The organism is Rhodoferax sp. ZS1R25 (assembly GCF_056521335.1).
The window spans coordinates 594,773-614,982 of the sequence record NZ_JBWMAZ010000001.1 but is presented as its reverse complement, the minus strand read 5'-3'; the positions used below and the strand labels follow the sequence as shown (position 1 = coordinate 614,982).

The window sequence follows — 20,210 nt, the reverse complement described above, 5'->3', positions numbered from 1 at the left end:
AACGAGGCCCTATTTGGTTTCGAAGTTGGTGGCGCCGTCCCATTCAGGATCGAATGGGAGCAACCGCATAGAGGCTACTCGCTCAGAGTACAACTGGTAAAGGTATTTTTTGGCATTCATGCGCATCAGATTGATGAGCAGCACATCTGCCTGATCCCAATTTTGCGCCCTGTAGGCCTTCAGGAATTGCGCCCAAGTCTTGACCTCTTCCGCCACCTCGGCACTTACCCGCGCCAGCGGTGCCAGAGGCCAAAAGATCGCCACGGCTTGTTCCTTGCCCTTCACCCGAACCCGGTCCAGTTCCTGCCACGCGAAATCTGGCGCCAGTTTGCGCGTGGCTTCGCTCACCACGATATCCACACCATAAGCCTTGGACAGGCCCTCCAGCCGAGACCCCAGATTGACCGCATCACCAATCACGGTGTAGCTACGACGGATGTTGGATCCCATGTCTCCGACACACATGGTGCCTGTGTTCAAGCCAATGCCGATCCCAATCTCCGGCAGGCCCTTGGCCCGGTGTTCCAAGTTGATTTCCCGAATGGCGTTGGCCATTTCCATGGAAGACTTGACTGCCAAATGGGCGTGCTCAGCAGTTTCCACCGGAGCGCCCCAAAACGCCATGACGCAATCGCCCATGTATTTGTCGATCGTTCCGCGGTTTGCGCGAATCAAGCTCGTCAGCCGGCTGAATACCCCCGTGAGCAGCTCTTGCAGTTGTGTGGGCTCCATCCGCTCAGACATTTTGGTGAAGCCTCGCATATCGCAAAACATCACCGTGAGCTCACGGTTTGTCGCCTTCATGCTGTAACTGTCGGGGTCCTTCACCATTTCATCCACCAGCTCGGGCGGAACATAAGTACCAAACAAGTTGGCCAACTCGCGCTTGGAACGGCTCTCTACAAAGTAGCCGTAGCTCATATTGAGACCAAAAGCAGTGATGGCCATGGTCAACGCAGAGGCCAACGGCAGCACCAACCCATACGACAGGTAGAGCCATAGGTTGGTGAGCACCAGTACGCTCACCACCGCCACGCTTAACAGCACCGCACGGGGCGCCGACAACAACGGAAGTCCTATGGACAACAACAAACCAGCCAAAGTGAGAATGACAACCTCGTAGCCCACTGCATAGTCCGGCTTCACCAATACGCTGCCATCCAACAGTGCAGAAATGATGTTCGCATGGGTCTCCACCCCTGGGTAGGTCTCCCCCACAGGGGTGACACGTAAATCCAACAGGCCCGGAGCCGTTGTCCCCAGCAAAATGATTTTGTCCTTCAGGCTATGCAGCGGCAGCTTCTTAGACAACACATCGGATGCGGACACATACCGGAACGACCCGCCTTGCACACCACCCCGCCCCCGATAAGGCACCAGCGTAGCCACACGCTCATCCACCGGAATAGCCAGCGCCTTTTCTCCCTGTTTTAGCAATACACGGTCCATGCCTTGGTAGCTGCGGGCCAAGAATTTCTCATTGGAAAACCCCGGTGCGACTTTGGGCATGCCTGCAATGGCGCGAAACATCGCCAAAGAGATGGACTCGTAATACTGCCCCTTGTATTCAGCCAGCAAGGGCAAGGACCGAACAACCCCATCCCCGTCGGTAATCGAATTGAAGAATCCCGCCAATGGCGCCGCCTTGGCAAGTTGATCAATATTCGAACCGAATCCATTCCAAGAGGTAGCCTTGATGGGGCGCCCCTGTAACACGTCTGGAGTCAATACCGGGGCCGGCAAAGTCCCGTTAGATCGACCCTCGCCATCGCTCGTCAGGTAGTACCCCATGACGACCGGGCGGTTGGCGATAGCGCGCGCAAAGGCCGCGTCGAAGTCGAGTTCGGGTTGCAGTTGGCGCAGGCGCTCGGAGAACCCGGCTTGGTCGCGAAATTCGTTGCGCGCCAGCTCATTGAGCCGCGTGAGCCCAGAGCTCTCGTCCGCCTCGGCAAAAACAACGTCAAAGCCGATGAGTGCGATCTGCTGCTCATCGAATAACGTGGTAATCAGCTGAGCGAGCTTGTTTCTGCCCCAAGGCCAGCGCCCCACCTCGGCCAGGCTTTTTTCGTCAATATTGACGACGACAATCCGGTCATCCTGTGTATTGGGCATGGTTGCCCGCAGACGAGCGTCATAAATGATGTCGTCCAGACGCTGCAAAACACCAATACGCACCGCACCAACCGCATGCAGCAGTGCCAAAATCACGGGGATCAAGGTCACCGCAATGCGGGGCCAATGCCTAGTTAGCGACCGCATTTCAAACCAGGCTGAATTCCAATCTGCATGTGATCAGGCCAGATTTTGGCCAGCTCAGGTTTGGACAAATTGCATTTGTGTGCCCGCCAACTCCACCAAATCGCCATTCTTCAGCGAAATGGGGTCAGAACCTATTGGGGAACCATTCAAAGTAGGGTTACCCGCACCCTCGACATGGTGCACCACATAGCCATGCTGTCGCCGCGTGATGGCAGCCACCGCAACACCGGGCTTGCCGATGGTGGTCACAACCTTGGTCAAAGGCACTTCACGCCCCGAAGCGGCGCCCGAAAGCACTTTGATCGCGGCATGGAATGCACCGATACCGGTGGAGTCACCCGCCGACGTGGGATAGCCGGAAGCAGGAGCTGCTTGTGGTGTCACTGCAGGACGCGCGCGAACGACCATGGTTTTGTCAAAGTTGTCGGCAACACCGTCACCCACGAACTTGATTTTGTATTTCCCAATCTCGATACCGTCACCGTTGTGCAGCTGCTGCTTTTTCACAGCCTTGCCGTTCACATAAGTTCCGTTGGTGCTGTTCAAGTCTTCCAGGAAAACTTCGCTGCCAGTCATTTGGAGCACTGCGTGCTCACCGCTGACCGCCAAGTTGTCTATCACGATGTCGTTGTAAGGGCGGCGTCCCAACGTTGTGCGCTCTTTGGTGAGCTGAACTTCCTTGATCACGACCTCATCGATCGAAACGATCATTTTCGGCATGATCGACTCCTTTTCCTGTAATTGGTTTTTGGAAAATGTAACAACTCTACTTCCCTAGCAGCCGAGCGATCAAACCACGCTTTTCTGCTGCTTCACTAGCAGAGACTATCAGCACAGAAATATTGTCTCGCCCACCATTGTCGTTGGCCGCGTCGATCAACAAACCCGCCTTTTGATCCAGACTGGAGTCGCCAATGGCAATTCTAGCGATTAGTTCATCGTCAACCATATCGGACAAGCCGTCCGAACACATCAAATACAGGTCGCCGGGTTCGACCACGTGCTCGTTGACATCCAGCATCACCACCTCTTCAACCCCCAAAGCCCGTGTCACCAGGTTTTTGATGGATGAGGTGGCTGCCTGCTCCTGGGTAATCAAGCCCGCATCAATTTGCTCTTGCAACAGGGAATGGTCTTTGGTGATTTGGGTCAATTGCCCTCCCCGCAGCCGGTAGCAACGGGAGTCGCCGATATGGCCCAACAACAGACGGTCGTCGCGAAAAACGCCCACCACCAGGGTGGTTCCCATGCCCGAGTACGCCGCATTGGAATTGGCAGAATTGAAAATTGCCAGGTTAGCGTTGTCCACGCAAATCTCCATGGCCCGGCGCACCTCCTTGGCCTGCGCGGTAGCACCTGCCTCCAGCACCCACCGGCTCAATTCTGATTTGATGAAAGCGGTGGCCATACCGCTGGCAATTTCGCCCGCGTTGTACCCGCCCATGCCGTCCGCCAGAACCGCTACCCGGGCAGACTCCTCGAAAGCGACAGAGTCTTCGTTGTTATCGCGAGCGCGGCCAGGGTCAGTTTGCGCACAAAAGTGGTACATCATTGTTGTTTTAGATCTGAATATCCGTGTCAGCACCCGAGGCCGTTGGCCCGGATGCTCCCGTTGCAGGCTGCGCAACCGTCTGATCGAAATTGGTTTGAGCCTTGGGATTGGCGGCGACAAACGCTTGCGTTTTTTCTTCCGCCCCTGCCGCCACAACAGGTCCTGTAGGCCGCGCCACCTCTGCGCTGGAGGAAGTATCCAACCCTCCAATCGCTCCACGCAAATCGGCAGCAAATTGATCGCCATCCTGGTAACGCAACTCAGGACGCTTGCTCAGAGACAGGGTCACCACATTCGCCAGAGACACTGGCAAGTCTGGCCGCACGATGCGTATATCTGGCGCCTCTTCGTTGGCAATCTTGAACATCAATTCGGCCATGGAATCACCGCGGAAGGGCAACACACCCGTCAGCAATTGAAACAGCATGACGCCCAACGAATACAAGTCAGAGCGTCCATCCACTTTTTTACCGGCCAACTGCTCGGGCGACATGAAACTAGGCGTGCCCAACACCAACCCGGTTTTGGTCTTGCTGGAGTCGGTAATGCGCGCAATCCCGAAATCGGTGACCTTGACCGTATCGGTCTCGCGCTCATACATGATGTTGGCGGGCTTGATGTCGCGGTGCACCACCGACTGCTTGTGCGCATACGCCAGCGCCTCAGCGACTCGAGCCACCAGACTCAGCACCAACGGAACGGGCAACAAGTTGTCGCCTTTGCAGAACTCAACCAGATCTCGCCCCTTGAGAAACTCCATGGCGATGTATGCCAAGTCATGCTCTTCACCTGCATCGAAAATGGTCACGATGTTTTGGTGCTGCAGGCGGCCGGCGGTCTCGGCCTCTCGGAAGAAACGCTCCCGCGCATCCGTCAGCTCTTCGCCGGCAAACTCTTGGCTCAACGCCATGGTTTTAATGGCCACAACCCGACCAATCTTGGGATCTTTGCCCAAATACACCACGCCCATCGCGCCCTTGCCAAGCTCTTTTTCCACCTGGTAGCGACCCAACATGGGTTTTTCGACAGCGCCACCATCCAACAGCATGGTGCCACCGGGATGTCCACCCCCACCGCCCAAGATCACGGTTTCTGAGAGGTTTTTGGCACGGCTCAGTTTGGTCTGAATGTCTTTGTAGTTCTTGTCGAACGCAGCCATGTGCTCATAGACGGACTCAGCCTTGTTGAACTGACGCTTGCGCTCAAAGTCCAGTGCCAAACTGTACAAATTGCCCATCACCGCTTCGGCCAAAGGCACCCGACGGAAACGGTCAAAAGCCATGTCCAACTGCCCTTGGCCTTGTAAGGCCAGGCCCATCATGCGGTTGGTCTCTGCGGACTCTTCATCGGCCTTGACCTTGCCCGCTTCGGTAACAAGGAAGCGCTTGGTGGTCAATGCCAAGTGACCCAAGACCAGCACCGTGGCAGGAAACACCAGCTTCAACCAGGTGGCAGCAGCCGACAGTAAGCCAAACTCCACTACCAGCAGGGCGACGAACAATCCCAAAGTCACCGCCGCGGCCGTAGCGGCGGACAAACGCGGCAAGCCGGCTACAACGTAGGCAACCACCACCAGGAAGGCCAGCAGGCTAACCCACACGCCCCAACTTGGTTGCACGATAAAGTGCTCGTTCAAAATGCTGGATGTGATGTGGGCAATGGTTTCCGCCGGAGACAGCGCTGCGTTGCCAGGAACCGGAAATTGAACTCCCACGCCTGCAGCCGTGGCCCCAATGATGACAATCTTGTCCGCATATTTGCTGGCAGGGATTTTCCCGGTCAGCACATCGTAAAAAGAATCCACTGCGAAAGCTGGTTTGCCGTCGCGGGCTTTGTAAAACTGCGGCAGCATCAATGCCGCCTCATCGGTTTTGACCTTCAGCTTGCCAATCTGGACCGAATCGCCAGGGTTGAGCTTCACGTCCGCAGGGGACAGATTCAAGCTCTTGAAGGCGGCCAACAAGGCCATCGAGGGAACAGCTTTGCCGTAGTAGTTCACTAGCAAGGGCTCCAGCCGCACGGCGCCGTCCACATCCGGAAACTGGTTCAAGTGCCCGATCCCGGCCGCAGCGTTACCTATGCTTTCAATGGGCTGCTGCCCCCGGACGGCAGGAATGGAAAATCCGTTGGCATCATCCAGAGCGCTTTTCAGCGCGTAAGAGGGAAGGGGGTTGTCGGGTCGGCCTTGGGGTTCACCCAAGGTGAACACTGATGGGATCAGCACGTTTCCGGCATTCTGCAGGCTGGTGGCCAATTTGGCATCGGTATCCAGTGCGGTCTCTGCCTCCGCAATGAGCTTCACCACCGACTCATTGGCCCCAGCGCCATCGGCAGGCGCCTCCAACGCGGCCTTCATCTTGCGAATGAAAACCAAGCCTGGATCCACCTGTGGTTCAAAGAAGAACGCGGTATGCACGATGGTCTTGGCTTTGGCCGCAGCCAGCGTGTCGATCAGCTTGGCATGGATGTCTCTGGGCCAGGGCCAGCGCCCCAGGTTGGCGACGCTTTGGTCATCAATGGCAATGACCGCGATGCGGTCGGAGGGCTGCCGCGAGGTGCTGGTGCTTGCAAAATCGTAAAAACGGCGCTCCAAAGTTCCAATGAAGTCGGTGGACAGGTGCAGCACCACGGCCGCCACCACGATCGCCAAACCGGCAAGCCAGTCCGCACGCCAGAATGATTGCGTCTTTGAAGAAGATTTCGCCAATTGCTACCCCCAACACCATGCCTTATCGGCGCCCATTGATCTGCCCACACCCATACCCGCCTCACGAGAGGAGGAGTCAAGGTAGGGACGTTAGCAGACGATCCCCCGGCCGACAAGCGACTTCTTCACTGGACTTCCCGCTTTTGCGACAAGTGGGGGCCCTTGGCGACAGGCGGAGTCTGGCCTAGCCCGCTGCGCGCGCCTTGCGCTTCTCCAGTGCCATACCCAAGCCCAGCACCAAACCGGCGCCCATGACCGCCGCTGCATAGTGCACCCAGCCATGGGTCACCATCCAACCGCTGAACGCGCCATCGCTGGCAATGGTTTCGCCCCCCACCCAGCCAATCAATGCCGCGCCCAGAGTGACGATCACCGGGAAGCGCTCCATCAGGCGAATCATCAGAGTGCTGCCGAAGATGACCAGCGGAATGCTAATAGCCAGCCCCAGGATCAGCAGCAACATGCTGCCCTTGGCGGCGGCAGCCACCGCGATGACGTTGTCCAGACTCATGACCAGATCGGCGATCAGGATGGTTCGCACCGCGGCCATCATGCTTCCTGTGTTCTTGCCATGGCCCTCTTCACCGTCATCGTCGCTCATCAGCTGCACACCGATCCACAGCAGCAAGATGCCCCCGATGACCTGCAAGAAGGAGATCTCCAGCAACTTGGCAGCCACCACCGTCAAGGCAATCCGCAGCACCACCGCCGCACCGGAACCGAAAAGCACGGCTTTTCTTTGCTGCTCCGGCGGCAGGGAACGCGCCGCGAGGGCGATCACTACGGCGTTGTCCCCGGACAAAATGATGTTGATCCAGACGATCTTGATCAGACCAATCCAGAAGTCAGCGCTTTGAAGAATTTCCATGATTGCACTCCACACTACAAACGAAAAAGTGCCCAGACACGATGTGTGGGCACTTTGCTCTGAGAGGAAAACCCCTCGTTCCGGCTATCGAACCAACGCTGAAATTACAGCATGGCCTTGAGCAGCTTCGCCATTTCGGACGGATTGCGTGTGACTTTGAAGCCGCACTCTTCCATCACCGCCAGCTTGGCATCGGCGGTATCTGCACCACCAGAAATCAAAGCACCGGCGTGGCCCATGCGTTTTCCGGGAGGGGCGGTCACGCCAGCGATGAAGCCGACGATGGGTTTCTTCATGTTCAGCTTGCACCAGCGTGCGGCTTCGGCTTCGTCGGGTCCGCCGATTTCGCCGATCATGATGACCGCGTCGGTATCCGGATCGTCATTGAACGCCTGCATCACGTCGATGTGCTTCAAGCCGTTGATGGGGTCCCCACCGATACCGACGGCGCTGGATTGACCCAGACCGATTTCGGTCAGTTGTGCCACTGCTTCGTACGTCAGCGTACCGGAGCGGCTCACCACACCGATGCGACCCTTGCGGTGGATGTGGCCGGGCATGATGCCGATCTTGATTTCGTCAGGTGTGATCAGGCCCGGGCAGTTGGGGCCCAGCAGCAGGGTCCTCTTGCCGCCAGCAGCTTCCTTGGCCTTCATGCGGTTGCGCACTTCCAGCATGTCGCGCACAGGAATGCCTTCGGTAATGCAGATCGCCAGGTCCAGGTCAGCTTCCACGGCTTCCCAGATGGCAGCAGCAGCGCCAGATGGAGGCACATAGATCACCGACACCGTGGCACCAGTTTCCGATGCAGCTTCCTTCACGGAGGCATAAATTGGAATGTTGAAGATCGACTCACCGGCCTTCTTGGGGTTCACACCCGCCACAAACGCGTTTTTGCCGTTTGCGTATTCCTGGCACTTTTCCGTGTGGAATTGGCCGGTCTTGCCGGTGATACCCTGGGTGATGACTTTGGTGTCTTTGTTGATAAAGATCGACATATTGGTTCCTTAGCGGGCGGTCTTTAACGTGCTTTTACGGCTGCAACAACTTTTTCGGCCGCTTCGGCCATGCTGTCGGCGCTGATGATAGGCAAGCCGGACTCGGCCAGCATCTTTTTACCCAGGTCTTCGTTGGTGCCCTTCATGCGCACCACCAATGGCACGGACAGGTTCACGGCCTTGCAGGCGGTGATCACGCCGGTAGCGATGGTGTCGCACTTCATGATGCCGCCGAAGATGTTGACCATGATGGCCTCGACCTTGGGGTTCTTCAGCATGATCTTGAAGGCTTCGGTGACCTTCTCGGGGGTAGCACCGCCGCCCACGTCCAGGAAGTTGGCTGGCTCAGCGCCATACAACTTGATGGTGTCCATGGTGGCCATGGCCAAGCCAGCGCCATTCACCAGGCAGCCGATGTTGCCGTCCAGGCTGATGTAGGCCAGGTCGAACTTGGAGGCTTCCACTTCGGCCGCGTCTTCTTCGTCCAGATCGCGGTAAGCCACGATTTCGGGGTGACGGAACAGCGCGTTGGGGTCAAAGTTGAACTTGGCGTCCAGGGCAATCACGTTACCCTTGCCGTCGCGGTTCAGGGGGTTGATTTCCACCAGGGACGCGTCGGTGTCCATGTAGCACTTGTAGAGCTTCTGGAAGATGTCCACGGCTTGGGCAGTGGAGCCAGCGGGCATGCCGATGGCATCCGCAATCTTCTTGGCTTGGGGTTCCAGCAGTCCGGTCAAAGGATCGATGAACTCGGTGACGATCTTCTCGGGGGTGGAGTGGGCCACTTCCTCGATATCCATGCCGCCTTCGCTGGAGGCAATGAAGGCCAGCTTTTGCGTCGCACGGTCGGTCACGATGGACACGTAGTATTCTTTTTGGATGTCGGCGCCATCTTCGATGTAGAGGCGGCGGACTTTTTGGCCTTCAGGGCCGGTTTGGTGTGTTTTGAGCTGCATGCCCAGAATTTCACCGGCCAGACGTTTGACGTCGTCGATGGACTTGGCCACCTTCACGCCACCGCCCTTGCCGCGGCCACCTGCGTGAATCTGCGCCTTGACAACCCAGACAGGGCCACCAAGCTTCTGGGCGGCTTCCACCGCTTCTTGCACTGTGAAAGCGGGGATGCCGCGAGGCACCGGCACACCGAATTGGCGCAAGATTTCCTTGCCTTGGTACTCGTGAATCTTCATGACGTCTCTCTCTGGACTGGACAATTTTCACCATGCCGCAACATGAAATTGCAAGCGCATGGCACTGGACACATCAGCCTCCGACTGTATCATGGTGCGATGCACAATCCTTGTGCGAGGCTTACGGCTGCTGTATACAGCCCCGGTTTTGGCCTCTGCCAATGCACTGATTTTCTGACCTCTCTGACCATGAAAAAAATCTTTATCGACGGCGAAGCCGGTACCACCGGGCTGCAAATTCGTGAGCGCCTGCAAGCCATGCCCCAGGTCGAACTCATCAGCATTGACCCCGCCCTGCGCAAAGACCCACAGGCCAAACGCGCACTGGTCGCGCAAGCCGACATGGTCGTGCTGTGTCTGCATGACGATGCCGCGCTGGAAACCGTGGCCATGGTCGATGGACTGGAAAAAGAGACGGGACGCCCCGGCCCCCGGATCATCGACGCTTCCACCGCGCACCGCACCGCGCCAGGTTGGGTCTACGGCTTTCCCGAATTGGCAGCGGGCCAACGCGACGCGGTCGCCAACGCCCGCCGTGTCAGCAACCCGGGTTGCTACGCGACCGGTGCCATTGCGCTGATCCGCCCCTTGGTGGATGCTGGCCTGCTGCCGGCCGACTTCCCCGTGTGCCTGCCGTCGGTAAGCGGTTACTCGGGTGGCGGACGCACCATGATCGAGGCCTATGAGCAAGGCACTGCTGCCCCCTATGAGCTGTACGCTCTGGGCCTTAAGCACAAGCACATCCCCGAAATCATGAAGTACACGGGCCTGACACGCCGCCCGCTGTTTGTGCCTTCGGTGGGCAACTTCAAGCAGGGCATGCTGGTCCAGTTGCCGCTGCACCTGGACACTTTACCGGGCAAGCCATCGGCACAGGACCTCCACAACGCGCTGGCCAAGCACTACGCAGGCAGCGCTTGGGTGACCGTAGAGCCGGTCACACCTGACCTCAAACTGGATGCCGTGGCGTTGGTCGACACCAACAAGCTGGAGTTGCGCGTATTTGGGAATGACGCTACCAAAGACGGCTTTGCCCATGCGGTGCTCGTTGCCCGCCTGGACAACCTGGGCAAGGGTGCCAGCGGCGCAGCGGTGCAAAACCTGGAACTGATGCTAGGGCTGTAAGCCCTAATCTTCGTCCGCGCCCGACACCACCTTGTGGATGGTGTCGCCGCCAAAACCGCGGCTGGCCAGAAAGCGCATTTGCTTGCCGCGCTCGGCCGCATCCGCGGGCTGGCGGCCAAACTTCTTGCGCCAGATGTCCCGAGCACGGTCCAGTTCGCTGGCACGCAAGGCCTGGACCGCCTCGGCCACCGCCTCCGGCTCCAGCCCCTTGGCCTGCAGTTCTTGCTTGATACGCGAGGCGCCCAGCTTGCTGGCCCGCCGGTGCACCACCGATTCCAGCACCCGCGCCTCGTTGATAAAGCCCTTGGCTTGCAAGGCGTCCAGCACCTTGGCCAAGGTGCCTGGCTCTTCCTCGTACTGCGCCAGCTTGCGCTCCAGCTCCGCCCGGGAATGCTCCCGGGCACTGAGCAGGCGCAAGGCCCGGCCGGTCAATGACAACGCCGGTTTTGCTCCTGTATTCATAGCTGCTTGCGCAATATCCATGGGGGCTAGAGGCTGATTTACTCTATTTTCTCGGCTTTATCGGCCTTGTCCGCCTTCTTGGCCTTGGCCTTGACCTCAGGCTCGGCCACGGGCAGCAAAGGGATGCCCAGAGATTCGCGCACCTTGTTTTCGATCTCCACCGACAGCACAGGGTTCTCGCGCAGGAACTCACGCGCGTTGTCACGGCCTTGGCCGATCTTCTCGCCCTGGTAGGCATACCAAGCACCAGACTTCTCCAGAATGCCGGCGGTCACGCCCATATCGATGATTTCACCGTGGCGGCTGATGCCCTCGCCAAACAGAATGTCGAATTCCGCCGTCTTGAACGGGGGGCTGACCTTGTTCTTCACCACCTTCACTTTGGTTTCGTTGCCAATCGCGTCGTCACCCTTCTTGATGGTGCCGGTGCGGCGAATGTCCAGGCGCACGGAGGCGTAGAACTTCAGCGCGTTACCGCCGGTGGTGGTCTCGGGGCTGCCGAACATCACGCCAATCTTCATGCGGATCTGGTTGATGAAGATGACCATGCAATTGGTCTTCTTGATGTGGGCAGTGAGCTTACGCAAGGCCTGGCTCATCAGACGGGCTTGCAGGCCGGGCAATGAATCGCCCATTTCGCCTTCCAGCTCGGCCTTGGGGGTCAGCGCCGCTACCGAGTCGACCACGATCAGGTCGACCGCGCCGGAACGCACCAGGCTGTCGACAATTTCCAGGGCCTGTTCGCCGGTGTCGGGCTGGCTGATCAGCAGGTCTTGCAGGTTGACGCCCAGTTTTTGCGCGTACTGGATGTCCAACGCGTGCTCGGCATCGACAAAGGCGCATTGGCCGCCTTGCTTTTGCATCTCGGCAATGACTTGCAGCGTCAGCGTCGTTTTACCGGACGACTCTGGGCCGTAGATTTCAACCACGCGGCCACGGGGCAGGCCGCCCACGCCCAGCGCAATGTCCAGCCCCAGGGAACCGGTGGAGACCACCTGGATGTCTTCAATCACCTCGCCTTCGCCCAGACGCATGATGGTGCCCTTGCCGAACTGCTTTTCGATCTGGGCCAGCGCCACTTGCAAAGCTTTGGCTTTTTCAGCGTTGCCGCCATTCGTGTTGTTAGGGTTCTTGACGGGTGCGTCCATGAGAAATCTCCTTGAAAATCAATGGGTTGGCGCACCACAGCAATCTGGTTTTAACAACAGGCTGGATGCTTGAACAGTAGTTTAATCGGGCTTGTTGCATTGCGTAAATACATTTTTTAGTCAGTTTGCATTACCATTTGATGGTGCTTGATTTCCCCCCTGCCCGCAACGACACCTGGCGCCAGAACCACCTGGGCCACTGGCTGCGCCTGGCGCTGGAGCGCTTTGATGCGCGGGTAATGGAACTCATGGCCGACCACCCCGGTGTGCCCCTGGGCCTGTCCAACCTGGCCGAACGCGGACAGGTGGGGGCCGCGCACATCCACATCACACGGCACCTGGCGGTGGAGGGCTTGCGCCTGACGGAGCTGGCCCAGCGCGCCGGCATGACCAAACAGGCCATGGGCACGCTGGTGAACCAGTGCGAGGCCTGGGGCATGGTGCGCCGCGAAGACGACCCCGCCGACGCACGTGCGCGCCGCGTGCACTTCACTGCCACCGGCCTGGCCTGGCTGGGCGCCTACCAGGACGCCGTGGCCCAGGCCGAAGACGAATTGCGCCAGGCCGTCAGCCCCGAGGTGGCCACCGTGGTGGCGCTGGGCCTGGAGGCCTACAGCGGACAGTAAGCATCCCCCACGCTCCGCCGCTACGCGGTTCGCAGGCAAGCCAGGCGCAAGGGTCGCCGCCTAGAATGGCACGCAGAACAGAACGCGCGCCGCCCCAAGCGAGGAGACACCCCATGCGAATACTCATAGCCGAAGACGACCAGGTGCTGGCCGATGGCCTGTTGCGCGCCCTGCGCAGCGCGGGCGCCGCGGTGGACCACGTGGCCAGCGGCACCGAAGCCGATGCCGCGCTGATGACCAACACCGAGTTCGACCTGCTGATCCTGGACCTGGGTCTGCCCAAGATGCACGGGCTGGAGGTGCTGAAAAAACTGCGCGCCCGCGGCTCCTCGCTGCCCGTGCTCATCCTCACGGCTGCCGACAGCGTGGACGAGCGCGTCAAAGGCCTGGACTACGGCGCCGACGACTACATGGCCAAGCCCTTCAGCCTGCAGGAGCTGGAAGCCCGCGTGCGCGCCCTGGTGCGCCGCGGCATGGGCGCCACCTCGGCCAGCATCAAGCACGGTCCGCTGACCTACGACCAGGCGGGCCGCGTAGCCACCATCGACGGCAAGATGGTCGAGCTCTCCGCCCGCGAATTGGGCCTGCTGGAGGTGCTGCTGCAGCGCGCCGGCCGCCTGGTCAGCAAGGACCAGCTGGTGGAGCGCCTGTGCGAATGGGGCGAAGAGGTGAGCAACAACGCCATCGAGGTCTACATCCACCGCCTGCGCAAGAAGATTGAGAAAGGCCCGATCCGCATTGCTACCGTGCGCGGCCTGGGCTACTGTCTGGAAAAAATAGCGCCCTAGTCAGAGCAGCGCCGCTTTGAAAATCTTTCAGCGCGAGCAACGCAGCCTGTTCGGGGAGATCCTGGACTGGATGCTCACGCCGCTGTTGCTGCTGTGGCCCGTCAGCCTGGTGCTGACCTGGTTGGTGGCCCAGGGCATTGCAGGCAAGCCGTTTGACCGCGCGCTGGAATACAACGTGGGCGCGCTGGCCCAGCTCATCACCGTCAACAAAAACCACGCCCAGTTTGTGCTGCCGCTGCCCGCGCGCGAACTGCTGCGCGCCGACGATGCCGACACCGTGTACTACCAAGTGCTGGGCGCCAATGGCGAATTTCTCAGTGGCGAAAAAGACCTGCCCCTGCCGCCCGACGACGAGCGACTGCCGCCTGGCGAAGTGCGCATGCGCGATGCCGAGTTCAAGGGCCTGGACCTCAAAGTCGCCTACATGTGGGTCAAGCTGGACGTGGCCGAAGGCCGGCCCGCGCTGGTGCAGGTGGCTGAGACCATGGAAAAGCGCTCGGTGCTGGCCACTGAAATCGTCAAAGGCGTGATGCTGCCGCAGTTCGTCATCCTGCCGCTGGCGGTACTGCTGGTCTGGTTGGCACTGGTGCAGGCCATCAAGCCGCTCAACAGCCTGGAAGAGCGCATCCGCGCGCGCAGCCCCGACGACTTGAGCCCGCTGGATGTGGAGGCCGTGCCGCTCGAGGTGGTGCCGCTGGTGTCCTCCGTGAACGACCTGCTGATGCGGCTCAAGGATTCGATCTCCACACAAAAGCGCTTTCTGGCCGATGCGGCGCACCAGCTCAAGACCCCGCTGGCAGGGCTGCGCATGCAGGCCGACCTGGCCCAACGCGAAGGTGCGAACGCCGAAGACCTGAAGCAGTCACTGCGGCAGATCGGCCGCTCCAGCATCCGCGCCACCCACACGGTGAACCAGCTGCTGGCCCTGGCGCGCGCCGAGAGCAGCGGCGCCGTGCTCAGCCACCAGCCCTGCGACCTGGCGCGCCTGACCATGGACGTGGTGCGCGACTGCGTACCGCGCGCCATGGACAAACACATCGACCTGGGCTTTGAAGGCGTGCAGCCCGGCACCGAGGGCGCCACACTGCAGGGCAACCCCACGCTACTCAAAGAGATGGTGCGCAACCTGGTGGACAACGCCATCAACTACACCCCGTCCACCGCTGAGAAACCCGGTGTGATCACAGCCCGTGTGCTGGTGGACCCGTTCAGCAAGGCGCTGGTGCTGCAGGTGGAGGATTCAGGCCCCGGCATTCCGGCCGCCGAGCGCGAGCTGGTGTTCCAGCCCTTTTACCGGGCGCTGGGCAACGAGGCCGATGGCTCAGGCCTGGGTCTGCCCATCGTGCTGGAGATTGCACGCCAGCACCATGCCACGATTTCGCTGGAAGACGCCAAGCCCGGCGCTGCCATGCCCGGTGCCAGCTTCACGCTGCGCTTCCAGCACACGCTGCACGCGGCCTAAACCGCTTCACCTGCCGGTTCAGCTGCAGGTCTTGAGTGACTTCCCGGCCAGGGCCGGTTTGACCTCGCCCAGCTTGGCCCGCACGGTGTCTGACACCGCCGGCAGCTTGAGCAGAGAGACCGTGGCCTCCTCCCGCTCCTGCACCACCTTGGCGGTGCGAATGCCCTTGGGCGCCAGCTTGGCCAGTTCGGCCTTGGCGGCGGCCTCGGTCTCAAAGCCACCCAGCGACAAGCCGATCTCCAGCGTGGGGTTGTTCACGGCTTCGGTCTTGATGTCCATACCGGCCAGTTCCGCACGCTTTTTGGTCAAGAGCTCGGGCGTGGCGTACTTGCCCATGTAGATGATCCAGCGGGCGGCTTCTTTGCCGGGCTCCAGCTGCCAACTTCCAGCGGGCAGGCTGGCGGCCTCCAGCGCCGTGCGCAGGGCGCTGGCCTGGGCCTCGTCAAACGGGCCGGCCTGCAGGCATTCCTTGGGCGCCAGATCAGCCTGCACCTGGGCCTCGACACGCTTGAGCTCGCCGGTGCTCAGCAGCTGGATGGCTTCGGGTTTGATTTGTTGCGCCACGCGCTGCGGTTCGTTGGGCGGCACCGGCGCAAACCCGTAGGCGCGCAACAGACCGTTGCTCCAAGCGAAAAACAGGCCATTGGCCAGCAGCAACATCAAAACAAGCAAGCGCAGCATAGGGTCAGGTCAGAGAGGGGCAGCGGGCGCGGGTCGCACACTGACCTCCGCGCTACTGATTTTGATCAATCCATTCTCAGTATGCACCAGCAGGGCGCCGCTGGCGTCCACCCCGCGGGCGGTGCCGGTGGTGCCATCGCTGCACACCACGGCCTGGCCGTAGAGCAGGTCGCGCGCATGGTAGGCCGTGCGCAGCGGGCCAAAGCCCTCGCCGGCAAAGCGCGGCACAGCCTGCGCCAGGGGCGCCACCACACGGCCCAATACCTCGGGCGCATCCACACCGGGCAGCAGCTCATGCAGGGCCGCGGGCGGGGTGCGCAGGTCAGCCGCGTCACGCGGGGCGATATTGATGCCAATGCCGATGACCGCGTAGCGCGTCTCTCCCACGCTGGCGGTCTCGATCAGGATACCGGCGAGCTTGCGCTGCTCCAGCCACACGTCGTTAGGCCACTTCAGGCGCAGAGCCGGGTGCAGGCTGTGGACCACCGACAAGCCCACGGCCAAGGAGAGCCCCGACCAATCGGCCGGTGCCAAGGGCACGCCCAGCGAAAACGTCAGCGTGCCGCCCAGGCCCTGGGTGTCACTCTTCCAGTCGCGGCCCAACCGGCCACGGCCGGCCGTCTGGCGCTCGGCCACCAGCAGGATGGGGTCCAGCTGGCCCGCGCGGGCGCGGCGCATAAGTTCGGTGTTGGTGGAGTCAATCTCGGGCAGGATCTCGACCGAGAAGGTCGGCCACAAGGGGCTGACCGCCTCCCAGATCGCTTCAGCCTGCCAGCGCAAGGTCAGCGCTTTCCGCGCTTGGGAGCCAGGAGCGTGCCGCGGCACTTCTTCGTGCCGCACCAGCAGGGGTATTCGGCCTTGAGCTTGGGGGTGTAGCGCTCGTCGATGATCAGGCCGTAGTCGTAGTTCAACTCTTCGCCGGCCTTGATGTTGCGCAGCGCCTTGATAAAGATGCGGCCGTCCACCTCGTCGGCTTCGCAGTTCGCGTCGCAGGCGTGGTTGATCCAGCGTGACGAGTTGCCTCCGTACAGCGCATCAATCACGCGTTCTTCGTCCACATGGAAGTAGAAGGTGTGGTTGGGGTCTTTGGGGTCGTGCGGGTGGCGGCGCTGTGCCTCGGCCCAGCTGATGATCTCGCCCACGTACTCGATGATGGTTTCACCCTCGGCAATGTCTTGCACCGCAAACACGCCCTTGCCGTGCACCCCGGAGCGACGGGTCTGGATACGTCGGTTGTCAGCGGGGACCGAGGAATTCACTGGGTTTTTTGCCACGGATCGAAAATTTGGTATGGTGAATCGTATGGGCGCGCATGTGTGCGTGCCTGCGTGTGCAAGTGCGCGCCTGCGCGCACGCGAGAACTGGATTGTAGTCAGATGAAAAACGACGTTTTCTATAAAACATTAGTTATTGCCGAAAAGCCATCGGTGGCCCAAGACATCGTGCGGGCGCTCACGCCCACGGCGGGCAAGTTCGAGAAACACGACGAATACTTCGAGAGCGACACCTACGTCGTCTCCAGCGCCGTGGGCCACCTGGTGGAGATCCAGGCGCCCGAGCAATACGACGTGAAACGCGGCAAGTGGAGCTTTGCCCACCTGCCCGTGATTCCGCCGCACTTTGACCTGAAGCCCGTGGACAAGACCAAGACTCGCCTGAACGCCGTGGTCAAGCTGGCCAAGCGCAAGGATGTGGACAAACTCGTGAACGCCTGTGACGCGGGCCGCGAGGGGGAGCTGATCTTCCGCCTGATCGAGCAGTACGCCGGGGGCGCCAAGCCGCTGGGCAAGCCGGTCAGCCGCCTGTGGCTGCAGTCGATGACGCCTCAGGCGATCCGCGATGGTTTTGACCACCTGCGCACCAATGCGCAGATGCAGCCCCTGGCGGATGCCGCGCGCTGCCGCTCCGAGGCCGATTGGCTGGTAGGCATCAACGGCACGCGCGCCATGACGGCGTTCAACAGCCGCGACGGCGGCTTCTTCCTGACCACCGTGGGCCGCGTGCAGACGCCCACGCTGTCGGTGGTGGTGGAGCGCGAAGAGCTGATCCGCAAGTTTGTGAGCCGCGACTACTGGGAAATCCACGCCAGCTTTGCAGCTGCTGCAGGCGACTACCCCGCCAAGTGGTTCAACCCCGCGCACAAGAAGGATGCCGACGACGCCGAGAAGAAGGCCGACCGCGTCTGGAGCCAGCGCGAGGCGCAAACCATTGCCGACGCCGTGCGCGGCCAGCAAGCCACGGTGACGGAAGAAAGCAAGCCCACCACGCAAGCATCGCCTTTGCTGTTCGACCTGACCAGTTTGCAGCGCGAGGCCAACGGCAAGTTTGGCTTCTCGGCCAAGACCACGTTGTCCATCGCACAAAGCCTGTACGAGCGCCACAAGGCCCTGACCTACCCGCGTACCGATTCGCGCGCCCTGCCGGAAGACTATGTGCCCGTGGTCAAGCAGACCTTCGAGATGCTGGCCGACAGCGGCATGAAGCACCTGGCACCGCACGCGCTGACCGCCCTGAACGGCAACTACATCAAGCCCACCAAGCGTGTGTTTGACAACGCCAAGGTGTCGGATCACTTTGCCATCATTCCCACGCTGCAAGCCCCCAGTGGCTTGTCGGAGGCCGAGCAAAAGGTCTACGACCTGGTGGTGCGCCGCTTCATGGCGGTGTTCTTCCCCAGCGCCGAATACCAGGTCACCACGCGCATCAGCACTGCCGCAGGCCACAGCTTCAAGACCGAGGGCAAGGTGCTGGTCAAGCCGGGCTGGCTGGCCATTTACGGCAAAGAGGCCGCGGCCGAGGTGGAAGACGCCAAGGACGGTGACAAGGGCCAGAGCCTGGTGCCGGTGGCGCCCGGTGAAAAGGTCAAGACCGACACCGTGGACCCCAAGGGCCTGAAAACCCGCCCCCCGGCCCGCTACTCCGAAGCCACGCTGCTGGGCGCCATGGAAGGCGCCGGCAAGACGGTGGAGGACGACGAACTGCGCGAAGCCATGCAAGAGAAGGGCCTGGGCACACCTGCTACGCGCTCCAGCATCATTGAAGGCTTGATTGCCGAGAAGTACATGCTGCGCGAAGGCCGCGAGCTGATCCCCACGGCCAAGGCCTTCCAGCTGATGACGCTGTTGCGTGGCTTGGGTGTGGAAGAACTCTCCAAGGCCGAACTGACCGGCGAATGGGAATACAAGCTGGCCCAGATGGAACAAGGCAAACTGAAGCGCGAGACCTTCATGGCCGAGATTGCCGCCATGACCGAGCGCATGGTCAAGAAGGCCAAGGAGTACGACCGCGACACCATCCCCGGCGACTACGCCACGCTGGCCGCGCCCTGCCCCAACTGCGGTGGCATCGTCAAGGAAAACTACCGCCGCTACACCTGCACCGGCAAGACGGGTACCGAGGAGGGTTGCGGCTTCTCCTTCGGCAAATCGCCCGCCGGGCGCACGTTTGAGCCTGCCGAGGTGGAGCAATTCCTGCGTGACAAACACATCGGCCCCTTGGACGGCTTCCGCTCCAAGGCGGGCTGGCCGTTCACTGCCGAGATGGTCATCAAGTTCGACGACGAGACCAAGAACTACAAGTTGGAATTCGACTTTGGCGACGACAAGGCCGGCGAGGAAAGCGGCGAGCTGATCGACTTCAGCGGCAAGGAATCGCTAGGTGTGTGCCCCAAGTGCGGCGGCAGCGTGTTTGAACACGGCAAGAACTACGTGTGCGACAAGTCGGTGCCCACCATGGCCCAGCCCACACCCACGTGCGACTTCAAGAGCGGCCAGATCATCCTGCAGCAGCCCATCGAGCGTGAGCAGATGCAAAAGCTGCTGGCCACCGGCAAGACCGACCTGCTGGACAAGTTTGTCTCCATGCGCACGCGCCGCGCCTTCAAGGCCATGCTGGCCTGGGACGCCGAGGCCGGCAAGGTGAACTTCGAGTTTGCACCCAGCAAGTTCCCGCCGCGCAAGCCCGCTTACAAAGCGGCTGCCAAAACCACGGTCGCTACCAAAACAGGAGCTTCTCGCGCAGCATCTACGGGGGCTGCAGCCAAGAAAGCACCTGCAAAGAAAGCTGCGGCGGCCAAAACCACCAAGCCCAAGGTGCCGCGCAAGACCACAGCCGCCAGCGGCAAACTGCCCAGCGCCGAACTCGCCGCGGTAATTGGCGCTGAGCCCGTGGCCCGCACCGAAGTGATCAAGAAGCTGTGGGACTACATCAAGGCCAACGGCCTGCAGGATGCGACCAACAAGCGCGCCATCAACGCCGATGCCAAGCTGCTCAAAGTGTTTGGCAAGGAACAGGTGACGATGTTTGAACTGGCAGGCATTGCGGGCAAACACTTGAGCTAAGGCC

17 protein-coding genes are annotated in these 20,210 nt (G+C 60.7%); 5 read left to right on the top strand and 12 right to left on the bottom strand.

Translation table 11 applies throughout. The features are described from left to right. Positions 1–9 precede the first annotated feature (9 nt). The 7 genes from AC097R_RS02910 to sucC all read right to left on the bottom strand — a co-directional run bounded on the left by AC097R_RS02910 (position 10) and on the right by sucC (position 9,574). Positions 10–2,259, bottom strand: coding sequence for a CHASE2 domain-containing protein (locus AC097R_RS02910; protein WP_479596100.1), 2,250 nt, complete (start codon positions 2,257–2,259; stop codon positions 10–12). 54 nt (positions 2,260–2,313) lie between these two features. Further along, complete coding sequence (locus AC097R_RS02905) at positions 2,314–2,979, bottom strand: FHA domain-containing protein (RefSeq protein ID WP_479596099.1); 666 nt, start codon at positions 2,977–2,979, stop codon at positions 2,314–2,316. Between the two features lie 46 nt (positions 2,980–3,025). Continuing rightward, positions 3,026–3,811, bottom strand: coding sequence for a Stp1/IreP family PP2C-type Ser/Thr phosphatase (locus AC097R_RS02900; protein WP_479596098.1), 786 nt, complete (start codon positions 3,809–3,811; stop codon positions 3,026–3,028). Positions 3,812–3,818: 7 nt separating this feature from the next. Beyond that, positions 3,819–6,452 (bottom strand): CHASE2 domain-containing serine/threonine-protein kinase, encoded by a 2,634-nt coding sequence (locus tag AC097R_RS02895; RefSeq protein WP_479598083.1) that lies wholly within the window; start codon positions 6,450–6,452, stop codon positions 3,819–3,821. A 250-nt stretch (positions 6,453–6,702) separates the two neighbouring features. Further along, positions 6,703–7,386, bottom strand: coding sequence for a TerC family protein (locus tag AC097R_RS02890; protein ID WP_479596097.1), 684 nt, complete (start codon positions 7,384–7,386; stop codon positions 6,703–6,705). Positions 7,387–7,490: 104 nt separating this feature from the next. Then, positions 7,491–8,384, bottom strand: a complete 894-nt coding sequence (gene sucD, locus AC097R_RS02885) for a succinate--CoA ligase subunit alpha (RefSeq protein WP_479596096.1) — start codon at positions 8,382–8,384, stop codon at positions 7,491–7,493. Positions 8,385–8,407: 23 nt separating this feature from the next. Next, entirely contained in the window at positions 8,408–9,574 is a 1,167-nt protein-coding gene (gene sucC / locus AC097R_RS02880) for an ADP-forming succinate--CoA ligase subunit beta (protein ID WP_479596095.1), read from the bottom strand. A 189-nt stretch (positions 9,575–9,763) separates the two neighbouring features. Between sucC and argC the strand changes: the two genes are divergently transcribed. Next, the gene (argC, locus tag AC097R_RS02875) at positions 9,764–10,699 is read left to right on the top strand and encodes an N-acetyl-gamma-glutamyl-phosphate reductase (protein WP_479596094.1); all 936 of its coding nucleotides are present in this window, start codon (positions 9,764–9,766) and stop codon (positions 10,697–10,699) included. A gap of 3 nt (positions 10,700–10,702) precedes the next feature. On the opposite strand, the gene recX is transcribed toward argC, so the two are convergent. Further along, positions 10,703–11,182 carry a recombination regulator RecX gene (gene recX / locus AC097R_RS02870; protein WP_479596093.1) on the bottom strand — a complete coding sequence of 160 codons (480 nt, stop codon included), beginning with the start codon at positions 11,180–11,182 and terminating at the stop codon, positions 10,703–10,705. A gap of 17 nt (positions 11,183–11,199) precedes the next feature. Next, entirely contained in the window at positions 11,200–12,309 is a 1,110-nt protein-coding gene (gene recA / locus AC097R_RS02865; RefSeq protein WP_479596092.1) for a recombinase RecA, read from the bottom strand. 143 nt (positions 12,310–12,452) lie between these two features. Here recA and AC097R_RS02860 point away from each other — a divergent pair, with 143 nt between their 5' ends. From AC097R_RS02860 to AC097R_RS02850, 3 genes are all read left to right on the top strand, one after another. Beyond that, positions 12,453–12,935: a MarR family winged helix-turn-helix transcriptional regulator gene (locus AC097R_RS02860; RefSeq protein ID WP_479596091.1), complete on the top strand. Its 483-nt coding sequence runs from the start codon at positions 12,453–12,455 to the stop codon at positions 12,933–12,935. Positions 12,936–13,048: 113 nt separating this feature from the next. Next, entirely contained in the window at positions 13,049–13,723 is a 675-nt protein-coding gene (locus AC097R_RS02855) for a response regulator (protein ID WP_094481361.1), read from the top strand. A 16-nt stretch (positions 13,724–13,739) separates the two neighbouring features. Further along, entirely contained in the window at positions 13,740–15,185 is a 1,446-nt protein-coding gene (locus tag AC097R_RS02850; protein WP_479596090.1) for a sensor histidine kinase N-terminal domain-containing protein, read from the top strand. A gap of 18 nt (positions 15,186–15,203) precedes the next feature. On the opposite strand, the gene AC097R_RS02845 is transcribed toward AC097R_RS02850, so the two are convergent. From AC097R_RS02845 to AC097R_RS02835, 3 genes are read right to left on the bottom strand one after another with little or no spacing between them, the layout of a single operon-like run. Continuing rightward, the gene (locus AC097R_RS02845; RefSeq protein WP_479596089.1) at positions 15,204–15,866 is read right to left on the bottom strand and encodes an SPOR domain-containing protein; all 663 of its coding nucleotides are present in this window, start codon (positions 15,864–15,866) and stop codon (positions 15,204–15,206) included. A 9-nt stretch (positions 15,867–15,875) separates the two neighbouring features. Continuing rightward, entirely contained in the window at positions 15,876–16,646 is a 771-nt protein-coding gene (locus tag AC097R_RS02840) for a biotin--[acetyl-CoA-carboxylase] ligase (RefSeq protein WP_479596088.1), read from the bottom strand. Positions 16,647–16,648: 2 nt separating this feature from the next. Beyond that, on the bottom strand, positions 16,649–17,140 hold the full coding sequence (locus AC097R_RS02835; protein WP_479596087.1) for an SET domain-containing protein: 492 nt from the start codon (positions 17,138–17,140) through the stop codon (positions 16,649–16,651). Between the two features lie 102 nt (positions 17,141–17,242). On the opposite strand from AC097R_RS02835, the gene AC097R_RS02830 reads away from it, so the two are divergent. Next, positions 17,243–20,206, top strand: coding sequence for a DNA topoisomerase III (locus tag AC097R_RS02830; RefSeq protein ID WP_479596086.1), 2,964 nt, complete (start codon positions 17,243–17,245; stop codon positions 20,204–20,206). Positions 20,207–20,210: the final 4 nt, after the last annotated feature.